Genomic DNA, 22,219 nt, shown 5'->3' with positions numbered 1-22,219 from the left:
TTTCCCTTTCCGGCGGTTCCGACTCTATCAGATCCTTTCGGGCCTGACTCCCAGTCAGCGGGGTTTGTCCTCGCGGCTGTTGGGCCGTTCCGACGTCCCAAACTCTAGCGGGTTTTCCCTGCGACTCATAATCGAGTCCCGGAATTGAATTCGGGCATGCCGAATGGGTTCCGTTGGGAGGTTGTGCTGAGTTTGGTTTGCCGCTTTCCGCGGCGGGAGGTGCTGCCGAAGAACCGTTACGGCTCCGTGGCAACCCGAAGAACTTTACGGATCGGGCAGGTGGCTGTCAACCCCCACCCTGCGCCCGTCGGCCCCGCCCTGGTCAGAGCCGGTCGGGGGGCGGCCCGGGGCCGGACGGGGCCTGCGCTCCGACCGGGTCCGTCCCCTCAGTCCAGGTCGGTGAGACGGCCGCCGGCGTCCGGCTGCGCGTGCTCGACCCGGCGCAGGAGGCGGGTCAGCACCTCGCCGAGGACGCCGCGCTCCTCCTGGGAGAGGTCCTGAAGGAGGTCCTCCTCGAACACCGTCGCGAGCCGCATCGCCTCCAGCCACTTCTCGCGGCCCTCCGCGGTCAGCTCGACGATCACGCGGACGCGGTTGTTCTCGTCGCGGTCCCGGGTGACCAGACCCTCCGCCACCATGCGGTCGATCCGGTGCGTCATCGCCGCCGGTGTGAGGCCGAGGCGCTTGGCCAGCTCGCCGGGGCCCATTTGGTACGGGGCACCGGAGAGGACGAGGGCCTTGAGGACCTCCCACTCGGCGTTGCTGATGCCGAGGGTCGCGGTCTGCCGCCCGTAGGCGACGTTCATGCGGCGGTTCAGGCGGCCGAGGGCCGAGACGATCTCCTCGACCTGGGGGTCGAGGTCCTGGAACTCCCGCTGGTACGCGGCGATCTGCTCTTCAAGTGTCGGCTCACTTGGGCCGGGGGTGTCACCCATGGCCCGAGTATGGCACGCCCCGGCTTGGCATCGAAGTCCTTCAGTGTGTATTGTTTAGTTCCTAACTTTAGCTTCGAAGTCTTCACTTCTAACTCCTAAGGCAGGTGAAAGTGACCAGGGCGATGGGCGCAGCGATGCGTCGTATTCAGGCAGGCAGCGCGCTGAGCGCGTTCGGCATCGGGTTCACGGTCCCGTTCCTCTACGTCTATGTGGCGCAGGTGCGGGAGCTCGGGGCCAGTACGGCGGGGATCGTGCTGGCCGCCTTCGCCATGGCCGCTCTGATCGTCCTGCCCATCACCGGCCGCGTCATCGATCGCCGCGGCCCGCTGCCGGTGCTCGTGGGCGCGGCGGTCGTCGCCTCCGTCGGCGCGCTCGCGCTCGGCGTCGCCGGCAGCCAGCCGACGGCGATCCTCGCCGCCGCGCTGCTCGGCGCGGGTACGGCGGTCATGCAGCCCGCGCTCGCGACCATGATCGTCTGGTCGTCGACGCCCGCCACCCGCACGCGGTCCTTCGCGATGCAGTTCTTCCTGCAGAACCTGGGCCTGGGCATCGGTGGCCTCATCGGCGGCCAGATCGTCGACGAGAGCCGGCCGGGCAGCTTCACGCTGCTGTTCTCCATCGAGTCCGTGATGTTCCTGGTGCTCGCGGCGATCGCGCTGACCGTGCGCCTGCCGCACGCGCCGTCCATCCAGGACTCGATGCCCAAGGACGCCTCCGCCCCGGGCGGGCTGCGCACGCTCCTGAAGCACAAGGCCATGGTCCAGCTGTGCGTCCTCGGCTTCGTGATCTTCTTCGCCTGCTACGGACAGTTCGAGTCGGGCCTGTCGGCGTACGGCGTGGAGGCCGCGGGCATCTCGGCGTCGACGCTGGGCATCGCGCTCGCCGCCAACACGGCGATGATCGTGATCGCGCAGTTCGCCGTCCTGAAGTTCGTCGAGCGCCGCAAGCGGTCCCGGGTGATCGCGGCCGTCGGGCTGATCTGGGCGTTCGCGTGGCTCCTCGCGGGTTACGCCGGGGTCGGGCACGGCAGCCAGGCGATGGCGACCGCCGCGTTCATCTCGACGTACGCGCTCTTCGGGCTCGGTGAGGCGATGCTGTCGCCGACCGTGGCGCCGCTGGTCGCCGACCTGGCGCCGGGCGGCATGGTCGGTCAGTACAACTCGGCCTTCGCCCTGGTGAAGCAGCTGGCCCTCGCGGTCGGTCCGGCGGTGGGCGGTCCGATGGGTGCCGCGCTGCACGTCCCGTACATCGTGACGTTCGTGCTGTTCTCGCTGGGCATCACCGTGCTCGCGGTGCGGCTCGGGCGCCGGCTCACGCCGGTGCAGAACCAGCCGTCGCTGGCCAAGAGCCCGGTGGTGGCGCAGGGCGGTCCCGCCCCGTCGGAGCCCGCACCGGCGAACGCGTAGTCCCTGCTCCCCTGCGGAAGCGCCCCGGAGAGTCGTCGTGACTCTCCGGGGCGCTTTTCGTGTCCGCCGCCCGCGCTACTTGGGCAGCGCGAACTCGCACCAGACGGCCTTGCCGCCGCCCGGTGTGCGGCGCGAGCCCCAGTTCGACGCGATCGTGGCGACGATGGCGATGCCGCGGCCCGCCTCGTCGGCCGGTTCGGCGCGGCGGCGGCGCGGCAGGTGGTCGTCCCCGTCGGTGACCTCGATGATCAGCCGGCGGTCGGTGCGGCGCAGCCGCAGGCGCATCGGCGGGGTGCCGTGCTGGAGGGAGTTCGCGACCAGCTCGCTGGCCGCGAGGACGCCCAGGTCGAGGAGCTCGGGCGAGAAGCGCCAGCTGGCCAGGACGCCGGTGGCGAAGGCACGCGCGCGTGGGGCCGCTTCGACGCCGCCCAGGAGCTCCAGCGCCGCGTTGCGGAACAGCTCGGCGTCGGCGCCGGTGCGGGCGGGGTGCTGGAGGACCAGGACCGCCACGTCGTCGTCGTGGTCGGCGGTGACCCCGAGGGCGCGGATCAGGCGGTCGCACACCACCTGGGGGGTGCCGGTGGCGCCGGACAGGGCGCGCTCCAGGGAGTACACGCCCTCGTCGATGTCCTCGCTGCGCCGCTCGACCAGGCCGTCGGTGTAGAGGACGGCGGTGGAGCCGGGGCCCAGGGGGACGGAGCCGGAGGTGTGCAGCCAGCCGCCGGTGCCGAGCGGGGGTCCGGTGGGTTCCTCGGCGCGGTGGATCACGCCGTGTTCGTCGCGGACGAGGATGGGGAGGTGGCCCGCGGAGGCGTAGACCAGGCTTCCTTCGTTCGGGTCGTGCACCGCGTAGACGCAGGTGGCGATCTGGCTGGCGTCGATCTCGGCGGCGAGGCCGTCCAGGAGCTGCAGGACCTCGTGCGGGGGCAGGTCGAGGCGGGCGTAGGCGCGCACGGCCGTGCGGAGCTGGCCCATGACGGCGGCGGCGCGCACGCCGCGGCCCATGACGTCGCCGATGACCAGGGCGGTGCGGCCGCCGCCGAGGGTGATCACGTCGTACCAGTCGCCGCCGACGGCGGCCTCGGTGCCGCCGGGCTGGTAGGTGGCGGCGATGCGCAGGTCGTCGGGCTGCTCCAACTCCTGCGGGAGCAGGGACTTCTGGAGGGTGACGGCCGTCTCGCGCTGGGCGCGCTCGCTGGCGCGCAGGCGCTCGGCGGCCTCGGCGTGGTCGGTGACGTCGGCGGCGAACACCAGGACGCCGCCGCCCTCCTCGGGTCCCGCGGCGGACCCGCCGAGCGGCAGCGTCACGGGGGTGCAGGTGAAGGTGTACGAGCGGCCGGAGGCCGCCTTGCGGGACTTGACCGTGCGCGGCTTGGAGCTGCGCAGGACCTGGTCCAGGAGGGGCAGCAGGCCCAGCTCGTCGAGCTCGGGCAGGGCCACGCGCGCGGGGTCGCCGACGGGGCGGGGGCCGAAGGCGGCGGCGTACGCGTCGTTGACGTACGCGATGCGGTGGTCGGGGCCGTGCACCAGGGCCACGAGGGCGGGAATGCGGTCGAACACCTCGCGGACGGGCAGGTCGTCGATGCGTTCGGGGCCGACGGCGCCGTCGGGCGGGCCCGTCTCGCCCCCGTCGGAGAGGCGCTCGGCGCGGGCGGCGGGGACGGAACCGTCCCCGCGCGGTGCGGTGGCGAGCGTCTGTTCGGTCCGCGCTGTTGCGCGGCGCTGCGTTCCGGGGAGCCGGGCGCTCCAGCGCGTGAAGTTCACTGCGGTAGGCCTCGTGGTGTCGCTTCTGGATCGGGAACACAGCATGTCGAGAGCGGACGTCCCTGGTGTCGGCCTGACGGCCTGCCCATGGTCACACGAACAGTCTGACCGACCGGACCGACATCCGTCAGACGCCGGTCCTGTGCGGGGAGTTCCTGACTCCGGTCAGGTGGACCCCTTCGGGCGCTCGCCCCCGGCTGCGAGTTCGAACTCCGCACGGGGGTGTTCGAGCGACCCCAGGGAGACGATCTCGCGCTTGAACAGGCCGGACAGGGTCCATTCGGCGAGCACACGGGACTTGCGGTTGATGGTCGGCACTCTGCTCAGGTGGTAGACGCGGTGCATGAACCAGGCAGGGTAGCCCTTCAGCTTGCGTCCGTAGACGTGCGCGACACCTTTGTGCAGTCCCAGCGAGGCGACGGAACCGACGTACTTGTGGGTGTAGTCGGTCAGCGGCTGCTCGCGCAGGGAGGCGACGATGTTGTCGCCGAGGACCTTGGCCTGGCGCACCGCGTGCTGGGCGTTGGGCGCGCACTCGGCGTCCGGCCGGTCGGAGGTGACGTCGGGGACGGCGGCCGCGTCTCCCGCGGCCCACGCGTGCGTGGTGCCGTCGACGGTCAGCCGTGCGGTGCACTTCAGTCGGCCGCGGTCGTTCAGCGGCAGGTCGGAGGCGGCGAGGACGGGGTGCGGCTTGACGCCCGCGGTCCACACCACGGTGCGGGTGGGGAAGCGCGCGCCGTCGTCGAGGACGGCCACACGGTCCTCGCAGGAGTCAAGGCGGGTCTCCAGGCGTACGTCGATATTGCGCCGTCGCAGCTCGCGGACCGTGTACTTGCCCATGTCCTCGCCGACTTCGGGCAGGATCCGGCCCGCGGCCTCGACGAGGATCCACTTCATGTCCTCGGCCTTGACGTTGTGGTAGTACCGGGTGGCGTAGCGCGCCATGTCCTCCAGCTCGCCGAGCGCCTCGACCCCGGCGTATCCGCCGCCCACGAAGACGAAGGTCAGGGCGGCGTCGCGGATCGCGGGGTCGCGGGTGGAGGAGGCGATGTCCATCTGTTCGATGACGTGGTTGCGCAGCCCGATGGCCTCTTCGACGGTCTTGAAGCCGATGGCGTACTCGGCGAGGCCGGGGATGGGCAGGGTGCGCGCGATGGAGCCGGGGGCCAGGACGAGTTCGTCGTAGGCGATCTGGACGGCCCCGGTGCCCTCCTCCGCGGTGGCGAGGGTGGTGAAGGTCGCGGTGCGCTTGGCGTGGTCGACGGAGGCGACCTCGCCGATGACGATGCGGCACTTGTCGAGGACGCGGCGCAGCGGGACGACGACGTGGCGCGGCGAGATGGAGCCGGCGGCCGCCTCGGGGAGGAACGGCTGGTACGTCATATAGGGGTCGGGCGTGATCACGACGATCTCGACCTCACCCCGCTTGAGCTCGCGCTTCAGCTTCCGCTGGAGGCGCAGCGCGGTGTACATGCCGACATATCCGCCGCCGACGACGAGAATGCGCACAGAGTCCGGAGATACGGGGGTCGTCCCCCGGGAGATCGCAGCCTTCACCATCCCATGACGCACCCGGCTCACGAGTTTGTCCACAGGCCCGGCAAATTGTGTGACCGGGCGCGGAGTGCGGCGGGGGCTCGTGCGTCTGCCGCCGGGCGGGAAAGGTGTGCAGGTCAGCGGGGGCGAGGGGGGTACGGGGGTGGGGTGCAATAAGGCCTGAAAAGGTGCGTACTCCGATCGGGGGGCGCGCTGTGCGGAACCCACCCCTTCTGAATTGACCCCCGCTCAACTATGTTCGTGTGACGTCGGGGTGTCGGGGGATGCGCTCGTCGGGCCGGGTTTCCGGGCCCGCGGAAGGGCTCACCCCTCACACGCCGGTAGCCAATGGCGGGGAGTGTCTCCGGGGGGAGACGTCATTACCGGGGGATCGTGTATGCACATTCAGGAGACTCACTGGACTTCCGCAGGCATGACGGCCTCAGCCGTCGGCCCGAGCGGGAACGGACGTGACATGGGGGAAGGAGCGCGCACGACACCCCTGCGTGTCGACGCACAGCGCAATCTCGAACATGTGCTCAGGGCGGCCCGCGAGGTCTTCGGCGAGCTGGGCTACGGAGCGCCGATGGAGGACGTGGCGCGCCGCGCCCGCGTCGGTGTCGGCACCGTCTACCGCCGCTTCCCGAGCAAGGACGTCCTGGTCAGGCGGATAGCCGAGGAGGAGACCTCCCGGCTGACCGACCAGGCGCGTGCGGCGCTCGGGCAGGAGGACGAGCCGTGGTCGGCGCTGTCGCGCTTCCTGCGGACGTCCGTGGCGTCGGGTGCGGGCCGGCTGCTGCCGCCGCAGGTGCTGCGGGTCGGCGTCGAGGACGGCGTGGCCAAGGAGGACGAGGCGCGGGTGCCGCAGCAGCGGCAGTCGGCCACGGACTCCCCCGAGCTGCGCCTGGTCGAGCAGCGCCAGGCCCCGGCCGTCGAGTCGACGTCGCTGGGCGACGACGCGGGCGCGGCGACGCTGCTCGAGGTGGTCGGCCGGCTCGTGGACCGTGCGCGGGCGGCCGGTGAGCTGCGGCCGGACGTGACGGTGGCGGACGTCCTGCTGGTGATCGCGACGGCGGCGCCCTCGCTGCCCGACGCGGCGCAGCAGGCGGCGGCCTCGTCGCGGCTGCTGGACATCCTGCTCGAGGGGCTGCGCTCGCGGCCCGCGTAACCGGTCGGCACCGGCCGGGCGCCGAGTGCGCGCGCCCTGTCGACGCGCCATCTCCGCGCGCCCGTGCGGCTCTCGGACGGCGGGAGGCTCAACTCCGTTCGCGGGAGCGGTCGTTGAGCCTTCCCCGAATGGGTGAACGGTAGTGCTCGATTACGGGAAGTCGCCCCGGACGAGTGGTTGAACGTCTTCACGGTCGGCCTCGGCATGCCCGTGTGGCACTCTTTCCCGGTGGTCGGGTCTGAGTGTGCAACCGGGGGCGTTCCGCGATGAGTGTTGACGGTCGGGACGAGTCGTCCGCCGACTTCGGCGAGGAGGCTCCTTCGGGCGGCTCCGGCACGGAGAGCGGCGGGTTGCCCTCCCGGCAGGTGCCGGCCCAGGGCGGCCAGGCACCGGGGCAGCCGTCAGGCCAGGGCCCCGGTCAAGTACCGGGGCACGTACCGGGGCAGGCGACAGGTCCCGCACCCGGTCAGATGCCGGGGCAGGCTCCGGGGCACGTCCCGGCGCAGGGCGGCCCCGGTGGCGGCGCGGCCGATCCCAGTGTGCCGCCGCAGCGTGAGCGCGGCCCGGGCGTCACGGCGCTCCCGGGCGGCGAAGACCCGGTGTCCGACGCCGACTTGATCGCCCGGATGCGCTCCGGCGACGACTCCGCGTACGAGGAGCTCTACCGCCGGCACGCCGAGGCCGTGCGCCGCTACGCCCGCACCTGCTGCCGTGACGCGCACACCGCCGACGACCTGACGGCCGAGGTGTTCGCCCGCATGCTGCAGGCGGTGCGCGGCGGCAGCGGGCCCGAGCACGCGGTGCGCGCGTACCTGCTCACCACCGTGCGCCGGGTCGCCGCCGGGTGGACGAAGTCGGCGAAGCGGGAGCAGCTGGTCGACGACTTCGCGGTGTTCGCCGCGCAGGCCGCGCGCGGCTCCGAGGTGTCCGACGACGACACCCTCGATCTGGGCGCGGACGTCCTCGCGATGCACGAGGCCGAGCAGTCGATGGCCATGCAGGCCTTCCGGAGCCTGCCGGAGCGCTGGCAGGCCGTGCTGTGGCACACCGAGGTCGAGGACGAGTCCCCGAGCGACGTCGCCACCCTCTTCGGCCTCGACGCCAACGGCACCCGGGTGCTGGCGAGCCGCGCCCGCGAAGGCCTCAAGCAGGCCTACCTGCAGGCGCACGTGAGCGCCACGCTCACCGAGAGCGAGGAGTGCGCGCGCTACGCCGACCGGCTCGGCGCCTACGCCCGCGGCGGCCTGCGCACCCGCGCCGAGCGGGGCCTGCGCAAGCACTTGGAGGAGTGCGCCAAGTGCCGGCTCGCCGCCGGGCAGATCAAGGACGTCGCCAGCGGTATCCCGGCGGTCGTGCCGATCGCCGTCATCGGCTGGTTCGGCGCCGCGGGATACGCGAAGGTGGCCGCGCTCGTCGGCGGCGGCACGGTGGGCGCCGGGGCCGCGGGTGCCGCCGGTGCGGCCGCCGCGGGCGGTTCGTCCGGCGGGTCCGCCGCGGGCGGTGCCGCGGCGTCCGAGGGACTCGGCGCGCCGGCGAAGGCCGGTATCGCGGCGAGCGTCGTCGTGGCGGCCGGGGTCGCCGCGGCGATCGCCCTGACCGGAGGCGCGGGCAAACCCAAGGAGGACCCGCCGCCGAAGGCCAAGGAGCCCGCGGTGTCCGAGTCGATCGTGCCGCAGAAGCCGCCGCCCGCGAAGGAGGAGCCACGGCCCGAGCCGACGCCGCCGGCCGCGGCGAAGCCGAAGCCGAGGCCGACCCCCACACCCACGCCCACCCCGACGCCGAAGCCGAAGCCGCCCGCCGAGGAGAAGCCCCGCCCGAAGCCGACCCCGCCGCCGCCCGCCCCCGAGCCGAGCCCGAAGCCGCCCGCGCCGAGCCCGAAACCGCCGCCCCCGCCGGCACCGGCCCCGAAGGTCTACCAGTGGAACGAGCTGGAGTACGGCATCACCGGGGACGGCACCAAGCCCGAGATGCGGCTCGGCGAGAGCAGCTGGGTCTGGCAGCGCTGGGGCCTCTCCGTCGGCGACAAGCGCTACGGGCACGGCGTGACGGTGCACGGCAGGTCCTCCGTGACCATCGACCTGAACCGCAGCTGCTCGGCGTACGACGCGGTGGTCGGCGTCGACGACATGACGATGGGCCTCGGCCGGGTCCGTTTCTCCGTGTACGGGGACGGGGCGCGGCTGTGGCGGTCCCCGCTGATCAGGGGCGGTGACCCGGCCGTGCCCGTGCACGTGAACCTGTCCGGCCGCAAGACGGTCCGCCTCGTCGTCGAACCGCACTCGCCGTTCGACACGGCGGCGCTCGCGGACTGGGCGCAGTCCCGGATGTCCTGCGGCTAGGGCGTGCCGGGGAGGCGGCGGTTCTGTTCGCCCCGCAGGGGTTTGGCCAGCTCGGCGACCAGTTCGTCGGTCGTCAGGGCGGCGCCCTCGGCGCGCTCCCGCTCGTACCCGGCGGGGCCGAGCGCCGCGCGCGCCACGCGCTCCACGCGTTCGGCGTCGGTGGCTTCCGGCATGGGCCGCGCGCGTTCCCTGCGCAGGGCCGTGCCCGTGGCGAGCACCCGGGTCGCGCGCTCGTGCTCGCCCAGCTCGCTCAGGAGCGCGGCGGCGCAGTCCGCGAGGGACGCCACGACCACCTCGGAGCACTGGGCGGCCACCGCCTCGCGCGCCGTCAGCACCAGGGAGGCCAGCCCGGTGCCCGGGCCCGACTCCGCGCCGAGGATGCGCGCCTCGACCGCGCCGAGGACGGCGTTGAACTGCGGGGGCGGGGTGCCGTGCGAGGCCTCGGCGCGCGCCGCGTCGCACATCCGGCGGGCCTCGGCGATCTTCCCTTCGTCGACCGCCATCAGAGCCCGCAGCAGTCGTACGTACGCGCGTGAGTCCATCACCCCGGAGCGGTCGGCCTCCCGGGTCGCCTCGTCGAGGGTCCTGGCTGCCCCCTCCCCGTCGCCCTCGCGGTAGGAGACCTCGGCGAGCCGGGCCATCAGGAACGGCACCTCGGCGAAGGCGCCCACCTCCTGGGCGAGGCGCAGCGCCTCCGCGTACTCGGCGCGGGCGGCGTCGTGGTTGCTGCGGGCCATCGCCGCCTCGCCGGCCGCGCTGCACACCTGGGCGCGCATCCAGCGGTCGCCGACGCGGCGGCTCAGCTCGCGCAGTTCGGCCAGGTCCTCGTCGACGCCCGAGAGGTTGCCGAGCATGTCGACGGCCATGTGGGTGCGGAACATGAGGATGACGCCGAGGTCCCATTCGGAGCCGTTCCTGCGGCAGTTGTCGACGGTGCGGCTGAGCGGGATCAGCGCGTCCTCGTGCTGGCCGTCGGTGAGGAAGACGGTGAACGGCCAGATGAGTCCCGGGAAGCGGCCCGCCTCCGGCACGTCCCGGGCGAACGCGGTGCGCAGCGCCTCGATGTACTCCCGGTCGACCCAGTCGCCCCTGGCCTCGGCGGACCCGGACTCCGAGGCCAGATGGAGGTGGAGCAGCCGCAGGTTCATCCACGGCCAGTAGAGCGGGTCGTCCTCGGCGGGCAGGCGGGTCGGGGCGAGGCGCAGGACGCGGCCCATCCAGCCGGCGCCCTCCCGGTGGTAGTTGCGCAGCCACCAGAACCAGCCCGCGTTCAGCACGATCGCGATCGCCGACTCGGCGTCATCGGCGTCGATGGTGCGCTGCAGGGCCGCCATGATGTTGTCGAGCTCGGTCTCCAGGCGGGCGATCCAGGGCAGTTGCTCCGCGGAGCGGATCATCGGTTCGGCCCGCTCGACGAGGTCGGCGAAGAACACCGTGTGCCGGGCCTCGGCGGCGGCGAGCAGCTCGGGGGTCTCGGCGGCGCGCTCGGCCGCGTACTCGTGGATGGTCTCCAGGCAGCGGTAGCGCATGCCGGTGGACGGGTCCGTGCCGCCGGGGACGGCCACGACCAGGGACTTGTCGACCAGGGCGCCGATCAGGTCGGTGGCGGGGGCGGTGCAGACGGCCTCGGCGGCCGGCAGGTCCCAGCTGCCCGCGAAGACGGACACCTCGCGCAGTACGGTCCGCTCGGCCTCGTCGAGCAGGTCCCAGGACCAGTCGACGACGGCGCGCAGGGTCTGCTGGCGGGGCAGGACCGTGCGGGCGCCGCTGGTGAGCAGCTTGAAGCGGTCGTCGAGGCGGTCGGCGATCTGGCGCGGCGAGAGCAACCGCAGGCGGGCCGCGGCCAGTTCGATGGCCAGCGGCAGACCGTCCAGACGGCGGCAGATCTCGGCGACGGCCCCGGCGTCCTGCGCCGGGTCGAAGGCGGGGCGCACGGCCGTGGCCCGCTCGGTGAACAGGCGCCGCGCGGGGTCGGGCGGCAGCGGCTCCACGGGCCGCACCGCCTCGCCGGGCACGCCGAGCGGTTCGCGGCTGGTGGCGAGGATGGTGAGGCCCGGGCAGTGGGTGAGGAGGGCCTCGGCGAGTTCGGCGGCGGCGCCGATGACGTGTTCGCAGTTGTCGAGGATCAGGAGCAGGCTGCGCGCGGCGCAGTACTCGACGAGCAGGGCGAGCGGATCGTCCTGCGTGGCGGCCAGTTCGCTGGTCATCAGCACGGTCTCGCGCAGGCCGAGGGCGCTGACGACGGCGCCGGGGACCGCCGTGGGCCGGTCGAGCGGGGCGAGCTCGGCCAGCCATGCCTGCGGGTGCCCGGCGGCGGCTTCCTCGGCGAGGCGGGTCTTGCCGGAGCCGCCCGGTCCGGTGAGGGTGACGAGGCGGGCCCCGCGCAAGTCCGAACGGATGGCGTCGAGTTCCGGTTCCCGTCCGACGAAGGAGGTCAAGCGAGCACGGATGTTCCCGTGCCGCTCCCCGCGGTCGGGGTGGGCCGGGTGGGCTGGGTGGGGGGCGGGGTGAGCTGGGCGGTCGGGGCGGTCGGGGGCGGCTGGGGCGGCTGGGGCGGCCTTGTCGGCAGGGGTGGTGGGGGCGGCTGTGGTGGTGGGGGCGGCTGTGTCGGCAAGGGTGGCCGTGTCGGCAGGGGTGGCCGTGCCGGCAGGGGTGGCCGTGTCGGACGTACGGACAGAGCCCCCCGCCCTCCGTGCCCCCCGCGCCCCTTCGCCCCCTCCACGCGGGCGCGGGCGCGCGTCCGTGCCCGTGCCCGTGCCCGTGCCCGTGAGCAGCTCCGCGTGCAGCGTGCGCAGCTCCGTGCCGGGGTCGGTGCCGAGGCCGTCGGCCAGGGACCGGCGGGCGTCCTCGTAGGCGGCGAGCGCGTCGGCCCCGCGGCCCGCGTCGCGCAGGGCGCGGATCAGCTGGGCGCGCAGCGCCTCGTCGTAGGGGCGGACGGCGGTCAGTTCGCGCAGTTCCGGTACGACCTCGAAGGCGTGGCCGAGGCGCAGGTCCGCCTCGATCCGCGCGCGGACGGCCTCGTCGCGCAGGGCCTCGGGGCGGGCCGCGGCGGCGCGGTCGGGCAGGTCGGCGAGGGCGGGGCCGTGCCACAGGGCGAGCGCCTCGCGCAGGGTGCGGGCGGCCGCCTCCGGCCGGCCGGCGGACAGCGCCGCCCTGCCCTCGCGCGCGAGGCGCTCGAAACGGTGCAGGTCGACGTCGTCGGGGGCCACGGCCAGGCGGTAGCCGCCGGGGACCGAGGCGACGGCGTCCCGGCCCAGTGCGCGGCGCAGGCGGCCGACGAGGGCCTGCAGCGCGGCGGGGGCGTCGGCGGGCGGCTCGTCGCCCCAGACCTCGTCGATGAGCCCGGGCACGGTGACCGCGCGGCTCGCCCGCAGGGCGAGGGCCGCGAGGAGGGAACGCAGGCGCTGGCCCCCTACGGGCAGGGGAGCGCCTCGATCGTCGTACGCCTCGGTGGCGCCCAGGATTCGGTACCGCACCACGTCATTCTCCCCGTCCGGGTGCGCGAGGGCGCGGGGTTTGATTTCCAGGCGTGGGGCGCCGCGCCGGGGGGCGTGGACGCGCCTCAGCGGCCCGCGCCCAGGGCCCCCCGCTCCGGCACCACGCTCCCGGTGGGGACCGCGCGTTGCCGGGCCGGGGTGCCGGTCCAGCACGTTCCCCTGCGCGACAGCAGGCGCCGCAGCCACAGCTCGGTGGAGACCAGGTCGGCGAGGCCGTCCAGGGGCAGCGGTTCGCCCTCGGCGGCCGCGCGCAGGGCCTTGCGGACCACCCGGGCCTCGACCAGGCCCGCCTGGGCGAGCAGCGGGGTGTCGAAGAGGGCGATGAGGTCGTCCACCGCGACCCGCAGGCCGGTGCGGGCGGCGGCCGTGTTCGACGCGTGGGAGGGGGCGCCCCAGCCGGGCGGCAGGTCGGCGACCCCGGCGCCCTCCAGGACGGTGCGCAGGATCGCGGCCCGCGCGCCGGGCTGGACGCGCAGGGCCTCGGGCAGGGCCCGGCAGGCGCGCACGACCTGGTTGTCCAGGAAGGGGGCGTGCAGGCGCTGGAAGCGGACCTCGGCCGCCTGTTCCAGGACGCGCAGGTCCGCGGCGTGCCGGGCGAGGGCGGCACGCGCGCGGAACTCGCCGGGGCGCTGGCCGGGGCCGCCGGGGCGCATCGTCCGGTCCTGGAGGCGAACCGATACTTCAGCCAGTGCCTCGCCGGTCAGCCAGCGGGCGGCCGGGCCGGGTCTGGCCCACGCGAGGGCGGCGAGGGAGGCGCCCACGGCGCCGCCCGGTTCGTCGAAGCGGCGGTGCAGCAGCCGGTCGGCGAGCGAGTCGACGCCCGCGCGGTGCGGCATGCGGGCGAGCTTGCGGGCCGCGCCGTACACGCGCGCGGGGACGAGCACCGAGCCGTCGACCTTCGCGAGGGCCGCCACCGGACGCACCATGTGGCGCCGCTTGCGGTCCATCAGGAGGTCGGCGAGGCGGGCCGGGTGGGCGTCGAGGACCTGCCGGGCGCCGTAGCCGGTGAAGTGGTCCGCGCTGCCCGAGGTGAGCCGGGCGCGGTGCCGCTGGGCGCTGACCAGGACGGCGCTCGGTTCGTCGGTCAGCGGCCCCTCCAGGTCGGCGTAGGGCAGCGCGTCCTCGCCCGCGGCGACGACCACGTGGTGCAGGCGGGGGTTGGCGGCGATGGCGCCGGCCCGCTCCAGTTCGGCCTCCCGGCCGTCGACCGCCAGGTCGTTGAAGGTGACGGCGAGGAGCCGCTCCCCGGCGCCGGTGCCGTGTCCGAGGACCGTGCCGGGCATGCCGGGCAGACCGGCCGCGAGGAGGGCGAGGGTGCCCGACGCGGGTCCTCCGGAGAGGTCGGCCCCGATGCCGGGCACCGGCATGCCGCGGGCCGCGCGCCGCTCGGCGGGCCCCATGCCCGGCACCGGTCCGGGGTCGATGTCCGTGCCGGGCACATGGCGCGGGGCGGTGAGGCGGGCGCGTACCGCCTCGACGAGGGCGTCGCGGACGCCGTCCACGGCGCTGTCGGCGTCGCCCGGGGGCGCCGCGACCGCCAGCGAGGCCACCGGTTCGTACCCCGCGATCTCCCGTGCGCCCGCGCGCAGGATCAGCGCGTGCCCCGGTGGTACGCGCCGCACGCCCTGGTAGGGGGTGGAGTCGTGCAGCGCCTCGGGGACGTCGGGGGCGGCGAGCAGCGCCGCGAGATGGCCGATGTCGAGGTGGGCCTCGATGAGGTCGGCGAGCGGCAGCGCGGCGGTCGCGTAGGCCGTGCCGCTCGCCCAGGGGGTGTAGAAGACGGGGCGGGCGCCCGCGAGGTCGCCGGCGATCATGACGCGGCGGCCGACCTGGACGACGGCGGTGTAGCTGCCGGACCAGGCGGTGAGGTGGCGCAGGGCGCCGCCGCGCGCGGCGAACAGGCCGACGCGCAGCTCCTCGTCGGAGGCGCCGCAGGTGCCGAGGACGGCGATGCGGGTCTGCTCGTCGGCCGTCACTGTCCGTACTTCGTCGGCGCGCCAGTCGCCGACCGCCCAGAGTGGATCCGGGTCGCCCCACAGGAGTTGGGAGCCCACCGGGTGCACGGTCTCGCCGTCGCTCCCCGTCGCTCCCGCCGTGCCCGGCACCGAGGATCTCGCGGTGGTACTGCTCCACCCCACCAACCACCGCATCGCTGCCTCCACAGGCTGTGGACGGCCGCCGACGGACCGCCGCCGAAGCGCCGTCGGGCACGGCCGATCCAGTGCACCGAAGAACTGGGGTCCCATGCTGCCACGAAGGAGGCGCACGGGAAGGCCTGCGGGGCCGCTTGCGCGGCGGTGAATCCACCCTGGAAGGGCGGTAGTTGAAGGGCAGAACGAAGCCCCTCTCCTTGCGGGGGCCTGACGGACGCCCTGTGCGTACAGTGTGTGCACCCCCTGCGGGCGCACGCATACAGAGCCCCCATGGGCGAAATGTCCGCTCTCGCGCATGGGCGCTTTTCGGCCAAATCGGCCTGTGATGGGCCCAGAACGGAACCGTTCGGAGGCAACGCACAGCCCGGGAGGCGGTGTTCGCCTCCCGGACCGGTCCGCCGCCCGCGGGGATGGAGGCGACGGTGTCCCCCAGCCCACTGACTCCAGCGCAGCGGGCCGACCCACGCATCGCCAATGGAAGCGCTCCCGCCATGGCCGGAGAAGAGCGCACACACGGGCGCACGGCCACACGGCGGGAGCACGCGCGGGCATCCGCGCGCTTCGGCACGGACAACAATCTCGCCATCCGGAACTGGGCCTCTTAACGCTTGGGATGCGGCGAACTACGCTGTGTGTGCTGAGGTTTTCGCGGAGGCATATACCTGGAGGATCGGCCAAACGCTCTTGCGGCCGCTATTCCGGCCACCGCGCGCGAGGGCCCGGGGCGGGATGCCCGGGCCGTGGTGCGCGCCGGCCCGGGTCGGGTGCCCGTGGCTCACGTCACGGCGCTCCGGACCGAAGGTGCCACGGCCCCCGGGGGAACGCAGCACGAATGCCGTGCGGTCCAGCCACCGCCCGGCAGCCGTCTGTGTCGAGGGGTGGCGCATGTCCAGGGAGCAACGCGGGCCGAACGAAAAACTCGGCACCGTTCTCGCCCTCGCGGGAATCAGCAATGCGGGACTCGCCCGCCGGGTCAACGACCTCGGCGCTCAACGCGGGTTGACGCTCCGTTACGACAAGACATCGGTGGCCCGCTGGGTCTCCAAGGGCATGGTGCCCCAGGGCGCCGCCCCCCACCTGATCGCGGCGGCCATCGGGCAGAAGCTCGGCCGCCCGGTCCCGCTGCACGAGATCGGCCTCGCGGACGCCGACCCCGCGCCGGAGGTGGGCCTCGCCTTCCCGCGTGACGTGGGGGCGGCGGTGAAGTCCGCCACCGAGCTGTACCGCCTCGATCTGGCGGGCCGGCGCGCGGGCGGCGGCATCTGGCAGTCCCTCGCCGGCTCCTTCGCGGTGAGCGCGTACGCGACGCCCGCGTCCCGCTGGCTGATAACCCCGGCCGACAGCTCCGTCGCGCGCGACGTCACGCGGGAGGCGCAGCGCGACGCCGCGCCCGCCGACGACGGCGGCGCGCCGATGAAGGTCGGCCACAGCGACGTGCTGAAACTGCGGGAGGCCGCCGAGGACGCCCGCCGCTGGGACTCCAAGTACGGGGGCGGCGACTGGCGTTCCTCGATGGTCCCGGAGTGCCTGCGGGTCGAGGCGGCGCCGCTGCTCCTCGGCTCGTACTCGGACGAGGTCGGCCGCGCGCTCTTCGGGGCGTCGGCCGAGCTGACGCGCCTGGCCGGCTGGATGGCCTTCGACACCGGCCAGCAGGAGGCCGCCCAGCGCTACTACATCCAGGCGCTGCGGCTCGCCCGCGCGGCGGCCGACGTGCCCCTGGGGGGATACGTCCTGGCGTCCATGTCCCTCCAGGCGACCTACCGGGGCTTCGGCGACGAGGGCGTCGACCTCGCGCAGGCCGCCCTGGAGCGCAACAGGGGCCTGGCCACCGCGCGCACCATGAGCTTCTTCCGGCTCGTCGAGGCGCGCGCGCACGCGCGGGCCAACGACGCGCAGGCGGCGGGCGCGGCGCTGCGGGCCGCCGAGGGGTGGCTGGAGCGGGCCAGGGACGGCGACCACGACCCGAGCTGGCTCGGCTTCTACTCGTACGACCGCTTCGCCGCCGACGCCGCCGAGTGCTACCGCGACCTGAAGGCGCCCCGGCAGGTGCGGCGCTTCACCGAGCAGGCGCTGTCGCGCCCCACGGAGGAGTTCGTGCGCTCGCACGGGCTGCGCCTCGTGGTCTCGGCGGTCGCCGAGCTGGAGTCCGGGAACCTCGACGCGGCCTGCGAGCAGGGCACGCGCGCGTTGGAGGTCGCCGGGCGGATCTCGTCCGCCCGGACCACGGAGTACGTGAAGGACCTGCTGCACCGCCTGGAGCCGTACGGCGACGAGCCCCGCGTGGTCGAGCTGCGCGAGCGGGCCAGGCCGCTGCTGGTGGCTCCGGCCTAGGGCGGCACCCGCCCAGGGCGGGCACGCGCACCGTTTGTCCGGTCCCCCGGTCCCCCCGCCCGTGCGGAGGGACCGGTTCCGGGCGGGGTGGCGGGTGAACGGGAGGGCGGGTCCCGGTGAACCGGTGCGAAGCGATGGGGGAAGGATCCGGCGTCCGAGGTTTGGCGGCGTTGTCAGTGGCGCAGGGCACTATCTGTGGTGGGAGGTGAGGCGCGGTGAAGAAGGTCGCGTACGACTGCGACGTACTGGTGATCGGCGGGGGCATCGTCGGGCTCGCGACGGCGTATGCCCTCACGCGCTCGGCTCCCGGCACCCGGGTCACCGTCCTGGAGAAGGAGCCGGGCCCGGCCCGCCACCAGACGGGGCGCAACAGCGGGGTGATCCACAGCGGGATCTACTACCGCCCCGGCTCCCTCAAGGCGCGGTACGCGGTCCGTGGCGCCGCCGAGATGGTCAAGTTCTGCGCGGAGTACGGCGTCGCGCACGAGGTCACCGGCAAGCTGATCGTCGCCACCGAGCGCGAGGAGCTCCCCCGCCTGCACGCCCTCGTCCAGCGCGGCAGGGAGAACGGCATCCCGGTGCGCGAGCTCGGCCCCGCCCAGATCACCGAGTACGAGCCGGAGGTCCGCGGCCTGGCCGCCATCCACGTGGGCACGACCGGCATCTGCGACTACGGCGCGGTGGCCCTGCGCCTGGCCGAGGCGTCCGGCGCGGACATCCGGTACGGGGCGGGCGGCGAGGCCGTCCACATCGACCGCCGCGCGGACCGCGGCGTCGCGATCCGCACCGCGGACGGTGCGGTGGTGCGGGGCCGGGTCCTGGTGAACTGCGCGGGGCTGCACTGCGACGAGATCGCCCGGCTCACGGGGGACGACCCGGCGATGCGGATCGTGCCGTTCCGCGGGGAGTACTTCGACCTGGCGCGGCCCGAGCTGGTGCGCGGCCTCGTCTATCCCGTGCCCGACCCGGCGTTCCCCTTCCTCGGCGTCCACCTCACGCGCGGCATCCACGGCGGCGTCCACGTCGGGCCGAACGCGGTCCCGGCGCTCGCCCGCGAGGGGTACGACTGGTCGGTGGTCCGGCCCCGCGAGCTCGCCGGGACGCTCCGCTGGCCCGGGTCCTGGCACATGGCCCGCCGGCACTGGCGGTACGGGGCGGGGGAGCTGCGCCGGTCCGCCTCCAAGTCCGCGTTCACCGACGCGGTGCGGAGGCTGCTGCCCGCGGTCGAGCCGGGGGATCTGGTGCCGTCGCCCGCCGGGGTGCGGGCGCAGGCCGTCCTGCGGGACGGGACGCTGGTGGACGACTTCCTCATACGGGAGGGGGCGCGGACGGTGCATGTGCTGAACGCGCCGTCTCCGGCGGCGACGGCCTCCTTGCCGATTGGGCGGGAGGTGGCTCGGCGGGCGCTTGCCGCGGTGGGCGCGGTGGGCGCGGTGCGGGACGGGGTGGCTCGCTGAGGGGGCCGTTGGGCTGAGGTCGGACGGGGTGATCTGCGCAGTTCCCCGCGCCCCTGGGGGGCCGGTCCTCGTTCCTGGCTGGCACGTCGTGGGTGGCTTGGCGCGCCGTTCCTCGCGCCCCTGGGGGGCCGGTCCTCGTTCCTGGCTGGCACGTCGTGGGTGGCTTGGCGCGCCGTTCCTCGCGCCCCTGGGGGGCCGGTCCTCGCTCTTAGCTGACGGTCGTGGGTGGCTTGGTGCGCCGTTTCCCGCGGCCCTGGGGGGCCGGTCCTCGTTCCTGGCTGGCTGTCGTGGGTGGGGGCTGGATTAGAGTTGGGGCACTGTGTCTGACTCATCCACATCTCACGACGTTCCGGTGACCGGCGGGCGTGCGCAGGCCGTGCCGCGGTTTCCCGGAGGGCCCTCGCCCGACCCCGCGGGGTCGCACCACGAGCGGCGGATCCGCAGCTTCCAGCCCCGCCGCAGCCGGGTCACCACCAGCCAGGAGGACGCCCTGCGGCGGCTCTGGCCCACGTGGGGCCTGGACATCGACGGGCTGCGCACCCTCGACCTCGCCGAGCTGTTCGCGGCGCCCGACGGCACGCCGTCCGGCCTTCCCGTCGTCCTGGAGATCGGCTTCGGCATGGGCGAGGCCACCGCCCAGATGGCCGCCGACGACCCGGACACCGGCATCCTCGCCGTCGACGTGCACACCCCGGGGCAGGGCAACCTCCTCGGCCTCGCCGAGCGCAACGGCCTGACCAACGTCCGCGTGGCCAACGGCGACGCGATCATCCTGCTCCGCGAGATGCTCGCCCCCGCCTCCCTCGACGGCCTGCGCGTCTACTTCCCCGACCCCTGGCCCAAGGCCCGCCACCACAAGCGGCGCCTGATCCAGCCGGAGTTCCTGACGCTGGCCGCGCCCTCCCTCAAGCCCGGCGCGCTGCTGCACTGCGCGACCGACTGGGAGCCGTACGCCGAGCAGATGCTGGAGGTGCTCACCGCGCACCCCGACTTCGAGAACACGCAGCCCGACGGCGGGTACGCGCCCCGCCCCGCCTTCCGCCCCTTCACCCGTTTCGAGGGCCAGGGCCTGGACAAGGGCCACGTCGTCCACGACCTCCTGTTCCGCCGCACCACGGACGGGGAGACCGGCTCCGGGAACTGAGGCACCGTCGCGGCGACCCCCATCCCTCGTTAGGGTCAACGCGTGGCCACCAGTACTCCGTATCCGATACCCCCCGAGGCCCCCGCCCCGGGGGAACTGCGCCGTGTCCGCTGGTGGCAGCGGCGCGCACTGCGCGTGGCCGCGCTCGTGACGCTGCTCGCCCTGTCGGGCCTGGTGATCCTCGCCCTGGTCAGGGAGCAGACCGGCACCGAGGGCTTCCTGGTCGGGCTCGGCCTGGCGACCGTGCCCGTGCCGCTGCTCGTCGCCGCGTTCCGCTGGCTGGACCGGGTGGCACCGGGCCCCTGGCGGAATCTCCTCTTCTGCTTCTCCTGGGGGGCCTGCGCCGCCGCGCTCGTCGCGATCGTCGCGAACAGCTTCGCGATCCGCTGGATAGCGACGGCCACCGCGGACCCGGGCAGCGCCGACACCCTCGGCGCGACCGTGATCGCCCCGGTCGTCGAGGAGAGCGCGAAGGCCGCGGCCGTGCTGCTCGTCTTCCTCTTCCGCAGACGGGACTTCACCGGCCTCGTCGACGGCGTCGTCATAGCCGGGGTGACCGCGACCGGGTTCGCGTTCACCGAGAACATCCTCTATCTGGGCAACGCCTTCGTCACCGACCAGCTCAGCCGCGAGAGCGGCCTGGCCTCGGTGACGGCCGCGACCTTCTTCGTGCGCGTCGTCATGTCGCCCTTCGCGCACCCGCTGTTCACGGTCCTGACCGGCATCGGCTTCGGCATCGCCGCCGCGCTGTCGGCCGACCGCCACCTGCTGCGCCGCGTGCTGCTGCCGGTCACCGGGCTGCTCCTCGCGATGGGCATGCACGCGCTGTGGAACGGCTCGGCGGTCTTCGGGCAGTACGGCTTCTTCACCGTGTACGCCCTGTTCATGCTCCCGGTGTTCGGGCTGCTGACCTGGCTCGCCGTCTGGACCCGGCAGCGCGAGCTGCGCACGATCCGCGCCGAGCTCCCCGTCTACACGGCGGCCGGCTGGCTCACCCCGCCCGAGCCGTACGCGCTGGGCTCGATGCGGGCCCGCGCGCTGGCCCGCGACTACGCGTCGTACACCTGGGGCAAGGAGGCGGCCCGCACGGTCGCGGAGTACCAGGCGTACGCGACGTCGCTGGCCTTCCTGCGGCACCGGGGCCGCCGCGGCCGGGCGGGCGCCGACTTCGTCGTCCGCGAGCGGGAGCTGCTCGACCTGCTCTGGGAGCGCCGCGAGCCGGCCAGGCCCGCCCTCGCGTACGCGGCGGGCGCGACCGCCCCGGCCGCACGCCCCGTGCCGTATCCGGCCTACGGCCACCCGCCGTACGGCCACCCGCCCCACGGCCCGGCTCCCCACCCGTACGGGCAGGCCCCCTACGGTCCCTCGTACGGGCAGCCGCAGCCGTACGCGGCCTACGGCTACCCGGCGTACGACCCCTACCGCTAGCGCACCGGGCGTTACGCGGAGGCCGCCGTCAGCCGTCCCAGCTCCGCGTCGGTCAGTTCCAGGTCCGCCACCGCGAGGAGCGCGGGCAGCTGCTCGACCGTGCGGGCGGAGGCGATCGGCGCCGCCACGGTGGGCCGGGCCGCGAGCCAGGCCAGGGCCACCGTCGCCACCTGGGCGCCGCGCCCCTCGGCGATCTCGTCGAGCGCGGCGAGCACCCGGTCGCCGCGCTCGCTGCCCACGTACTCCTCGACGCGGCCGCTGCGCGCGCTCTCGACCTGCGCGCCGGGGCGGTACTTGCCGGTGAGGAAGCCGGACGCGAGCGCGAAGTAGGGGACGGCCGCGAGGCCGGAGCGGGAGGCGACCTCCTGCAGCGGGCCCTCGTAGGTGGCGCGGGAGACCAGGTTGTAGTGCGGCTGCAGCGCGACGTAGCGCGCGAGGCCCTCGCGGTCGGAGAAGTCGAGGGACTCCTGGAGACGCTCGGGGCTGATGTTGGAGGCGGCGATGGCGCGCACCTTGCCGGCCCGCACCAGCTCGTCGAGCGCGCCGATGATCTCCTCGACCGGCACCGACGGGTCGTCGAAGTGCGTGTAGTAGAGGTCGATGTAGTCGGTGCCCAGGCGCCGCAGGGAGGCGTCGGCCGCGCCCTTGACGGTGGCGGCGGACAGGCCCTTGTACTCGGGGTGCGAGCCGACCTTCGTGGCGACGACGACGTCGGCGCGGTTGCCGCGCTCGGCCAGCCACTGGCCGATCAGGGTCTCGGACTCGCCGCCCCGGTTGCCCTCGACCCAGGCCGAGTAGGCGTCGGCGGTGTCGATGAAGTTGCCGCCCGCCGCGGTGTAGGCGTCGAGGACGGCGAAGGACGCCGCCCGGTCGGCGGTCCAGCCGAAGACGTTGCCGCCCAGGGAGAGCGGGAAGACCTCGAGGTCGGATGCGCCGAGTGTGCGAAGAGAAGTCATACGTTCCGCAACACCCGCGGCGGAAGGGGAATTCCGCGCTGCGGAGCGGAATCCCGTGGTGCGGGGCGGAGTTCCGGCGGGGCCGCGGAGCCTCAGCTCCGCGGC

Annotated in this window: 13 protein-coding genes; 7 read left to right on the top strand and 6 right to left on the bottom strand. The window is 74.2% G+C overall.

The genetic code is table 11. The features are described from left to right. Nucleotides 1–386 precede the first annotated feature (386 nt). Nucleotides 387–935: a MarR family transcriptional regulator gene (locus ACFYXE_RS18755; RefSeq protein ID WP_361180804.1), complete on the bottom strand. Its 549-nt coding sequence runs from the start codon at nucleotides 933–935 to the stop codon at nucleotides 387–389. Between the two features lie 122 nt (nucleotides 936–1,057). Between ACFYXE_RS18755 and ACFYXE_RS18750 the strand changes: the two genes are divergently transcribed. Then, nucleotides 1,058–2,341, top strand: coding sequence for an MFS transporter (locus ACFYXE_RS18750; RefSeq protein WP_389313619.1), 1,284 nt, complete (start codon nucleotides 1,058–1,060; stop codon nucleotides 2,339–2,341). A gap of 75 nt (nucleotides 2,342–2,416) precedes the next feature. Here the strand turns inward: ACFYXE_RS18750 and ACFYXE_RS18745 are convergent, their stop codons facing one another. After that, the gene (locus ACFYXE_RS18745) at nucleotides 2,417–4,105 is read right to left on the bottom strand and encodes a SpoIIE family protein phosphatase (protein ID WP_389313617.1); all 1,689 of its coding nucleotides are present in this window, start codon (nucleotides 4,103–4,105) and stop codon (nucleotides 2,417–2,419) included. 165 nt (nucleotides 4,106–4,270) lie between these two features. Further along, nucleotides 4,271–5,665 (bottom strand): NAD(P)/FAD-dependent oxidoreductase, encoded by a 1,395-nt coding sequence (locus ACFYXE_RS18740; RefSeq protein ID WP_389313615.1) that lies wholly within the window; start codon nucleotides 5,663–5,665, stop codon nucleotides 4,271–4,273. 373 nt (nucleotides 5,666–6,038) lie between these two features. Between ACFYXE_RS18740 and ACFYXE_RS18735 the strand changes: the two genes are divergently transcribed. Beyond that, nucleotides 6,039–6,809 carry a TetR/AcrR family transcriptional regulator gene (locus ACFYXE_RS18735; RefSeq protein WP_389313613.1) on the top strand — a complete coding sequence of 257 codons (771 nt, stop codon included), beginning with the start codon at nucleotides 6,039–6,041 and terminating at the stop codon, nucleotides 6,807–6,809. 266 nt (nucleotides 6,810–7,075) lie between these two features. Continuing rightward, entirely contained in the window at nucleotides 7,076–9,148 is a 2,073-nt protein-coding gene (locus ACFYXE_RS18730) for a sigma-70 family RNA polymerase sigma factor (RefSeq protein ID WP_389313611.1), read from the top strand. On the opposite strand, the gene ACFYXE_RS18725 is transcribed toward ACFYXE_RS18730, so the two are convergent. Together ACFYXE_RS18725 and ACFYXE_RS18720 are read right to left on the bottom strand one after the other, a co-directional pair. Next, nucleotides 9,145–12,624 (bottom strand): BTAD domain-containing putative transcriptional regulator, encoded by a 3,480-nt coding sequence (locus ACFYXE_RS18725; RefSeq protein ID WP_389313609.1) that lies wholly within the window; start codon nucleotides 12,622–12,624, stop codon nucleotides 9,145–9,147. The two genes, ACFYXE_RS18730 and ACFYXE_RS18725, sit on opposite strands and share 4 nt — an antisense overlap. 86 nt (nucleotides 12,625–12,710) lie before the next feature. After that, nucleotides 12,711–14,795 (bottom strand): asparagine synthase-related protein, encoded by a 2,085-nt coding sequence (locus ACFYXE_RS18720; RefSeq protein WP_389313607.1) that lies wholly within the window; start codon nucleotides 14,793–14,795, stop codon nucleotides 12,711–12,713. Between the two features lie 888 nt (nucleotides 14,796–15,683). Here ACFYXE_RS18720 and ACFYXE_RS18715 point away from each other — a divergent pair. The 4 genes from ACFYXE_RS18715 (at nucleotide 15,684) to ACFYXE_RS18700 (ending at nucleotide 21,158) form a co-directional block, all read left to right on the top strand. Beyond that, nucleotides 15,684–17,129: an MFS transporter gene (locus tag ACFYXE_RS18715; protein ID WP_389313605.1), complete on the top strand. Its 1,446-nt coding sequence runs from the start codon at nucleotides 15,684–15,686 to the stop codon at nucleotides 17,127–17,129. Nucleotides 17,130–17,344: 215 nt separating this feature from the next. Further along, a complete protein-coding gene (lhgO, locus tag ACFYXE_RS18710; RefSeq protein ID WP_389313603.1) occupies nucleotides 17,345–18,586 on the top strand; it encodes an L-2-hydroxyglutarate oxidase in 1,242 nt (413 codons plus the stop codon). Nucleotides 18,587–18,938: 352 nt separating this feature from the next. Continuing rightward, nucleotides 18,939–19,730 (top strand): tRNA (guanosine(46)-N7)-methyltransferase TrmB, encoded by a 792-nt coding sequence (gene trmB, locus ACFYXE_RS18705; protein WP_389313601.1) that lies wholly within the window; start codon nucleotides 18,939–18,941, stop codon nucleotides 19,728–19,730. A 42-nt stretch (nucleotides 19,731–19,772) separates the two neighbouring features. After that, nucleotides 19,773–21,158: a PrsW family intramembrane metalloprotease gene (locus tag ACFYXE_RS18700; RefSeq protein WP_389313599.1), complete on the top strand. Its 1,386-nt coding sequence runs from the start codon at nucleotides 19,773–19,775 to the stop codon at nucleotides 21,156–21,158. Nucleotides 21,159–21,169: 11 nt separating this feature from the next. Here the strand turns inward: ACFYXE_RS18700 and ACFYXE_RS18695 are convergent, their stop codons facing one another. Continuing rightward, nucleotides 21,170–22,114 carry an aldo/keto reductase gene (locus tag ACFYXE_RS18695; protein WP_389313597.1) on the bottom strand — a complete coding sequence of 315 codons (945 nt, stop codon included), beginning with the start codon at nucleotides 22,112–22,114 and terminating at the stop codon, nucleotides 21,170–21,172. Nucleotides 22,115–22,219 lie beyond the last annotated feature (105 nt).

It is taken from the genome of Streptomyces sp. NPDC002564, assembly GCF_042889645.1.
Classification (GTDB): domain Bacteria; phylum Actinomycetota; class Actinomycetes; order Streptomycetales; family Streptomycetaceae; genus Streptomyces.
This window is presented reverse-complemented; position numbering and strand designations above follow the sequence as displayed.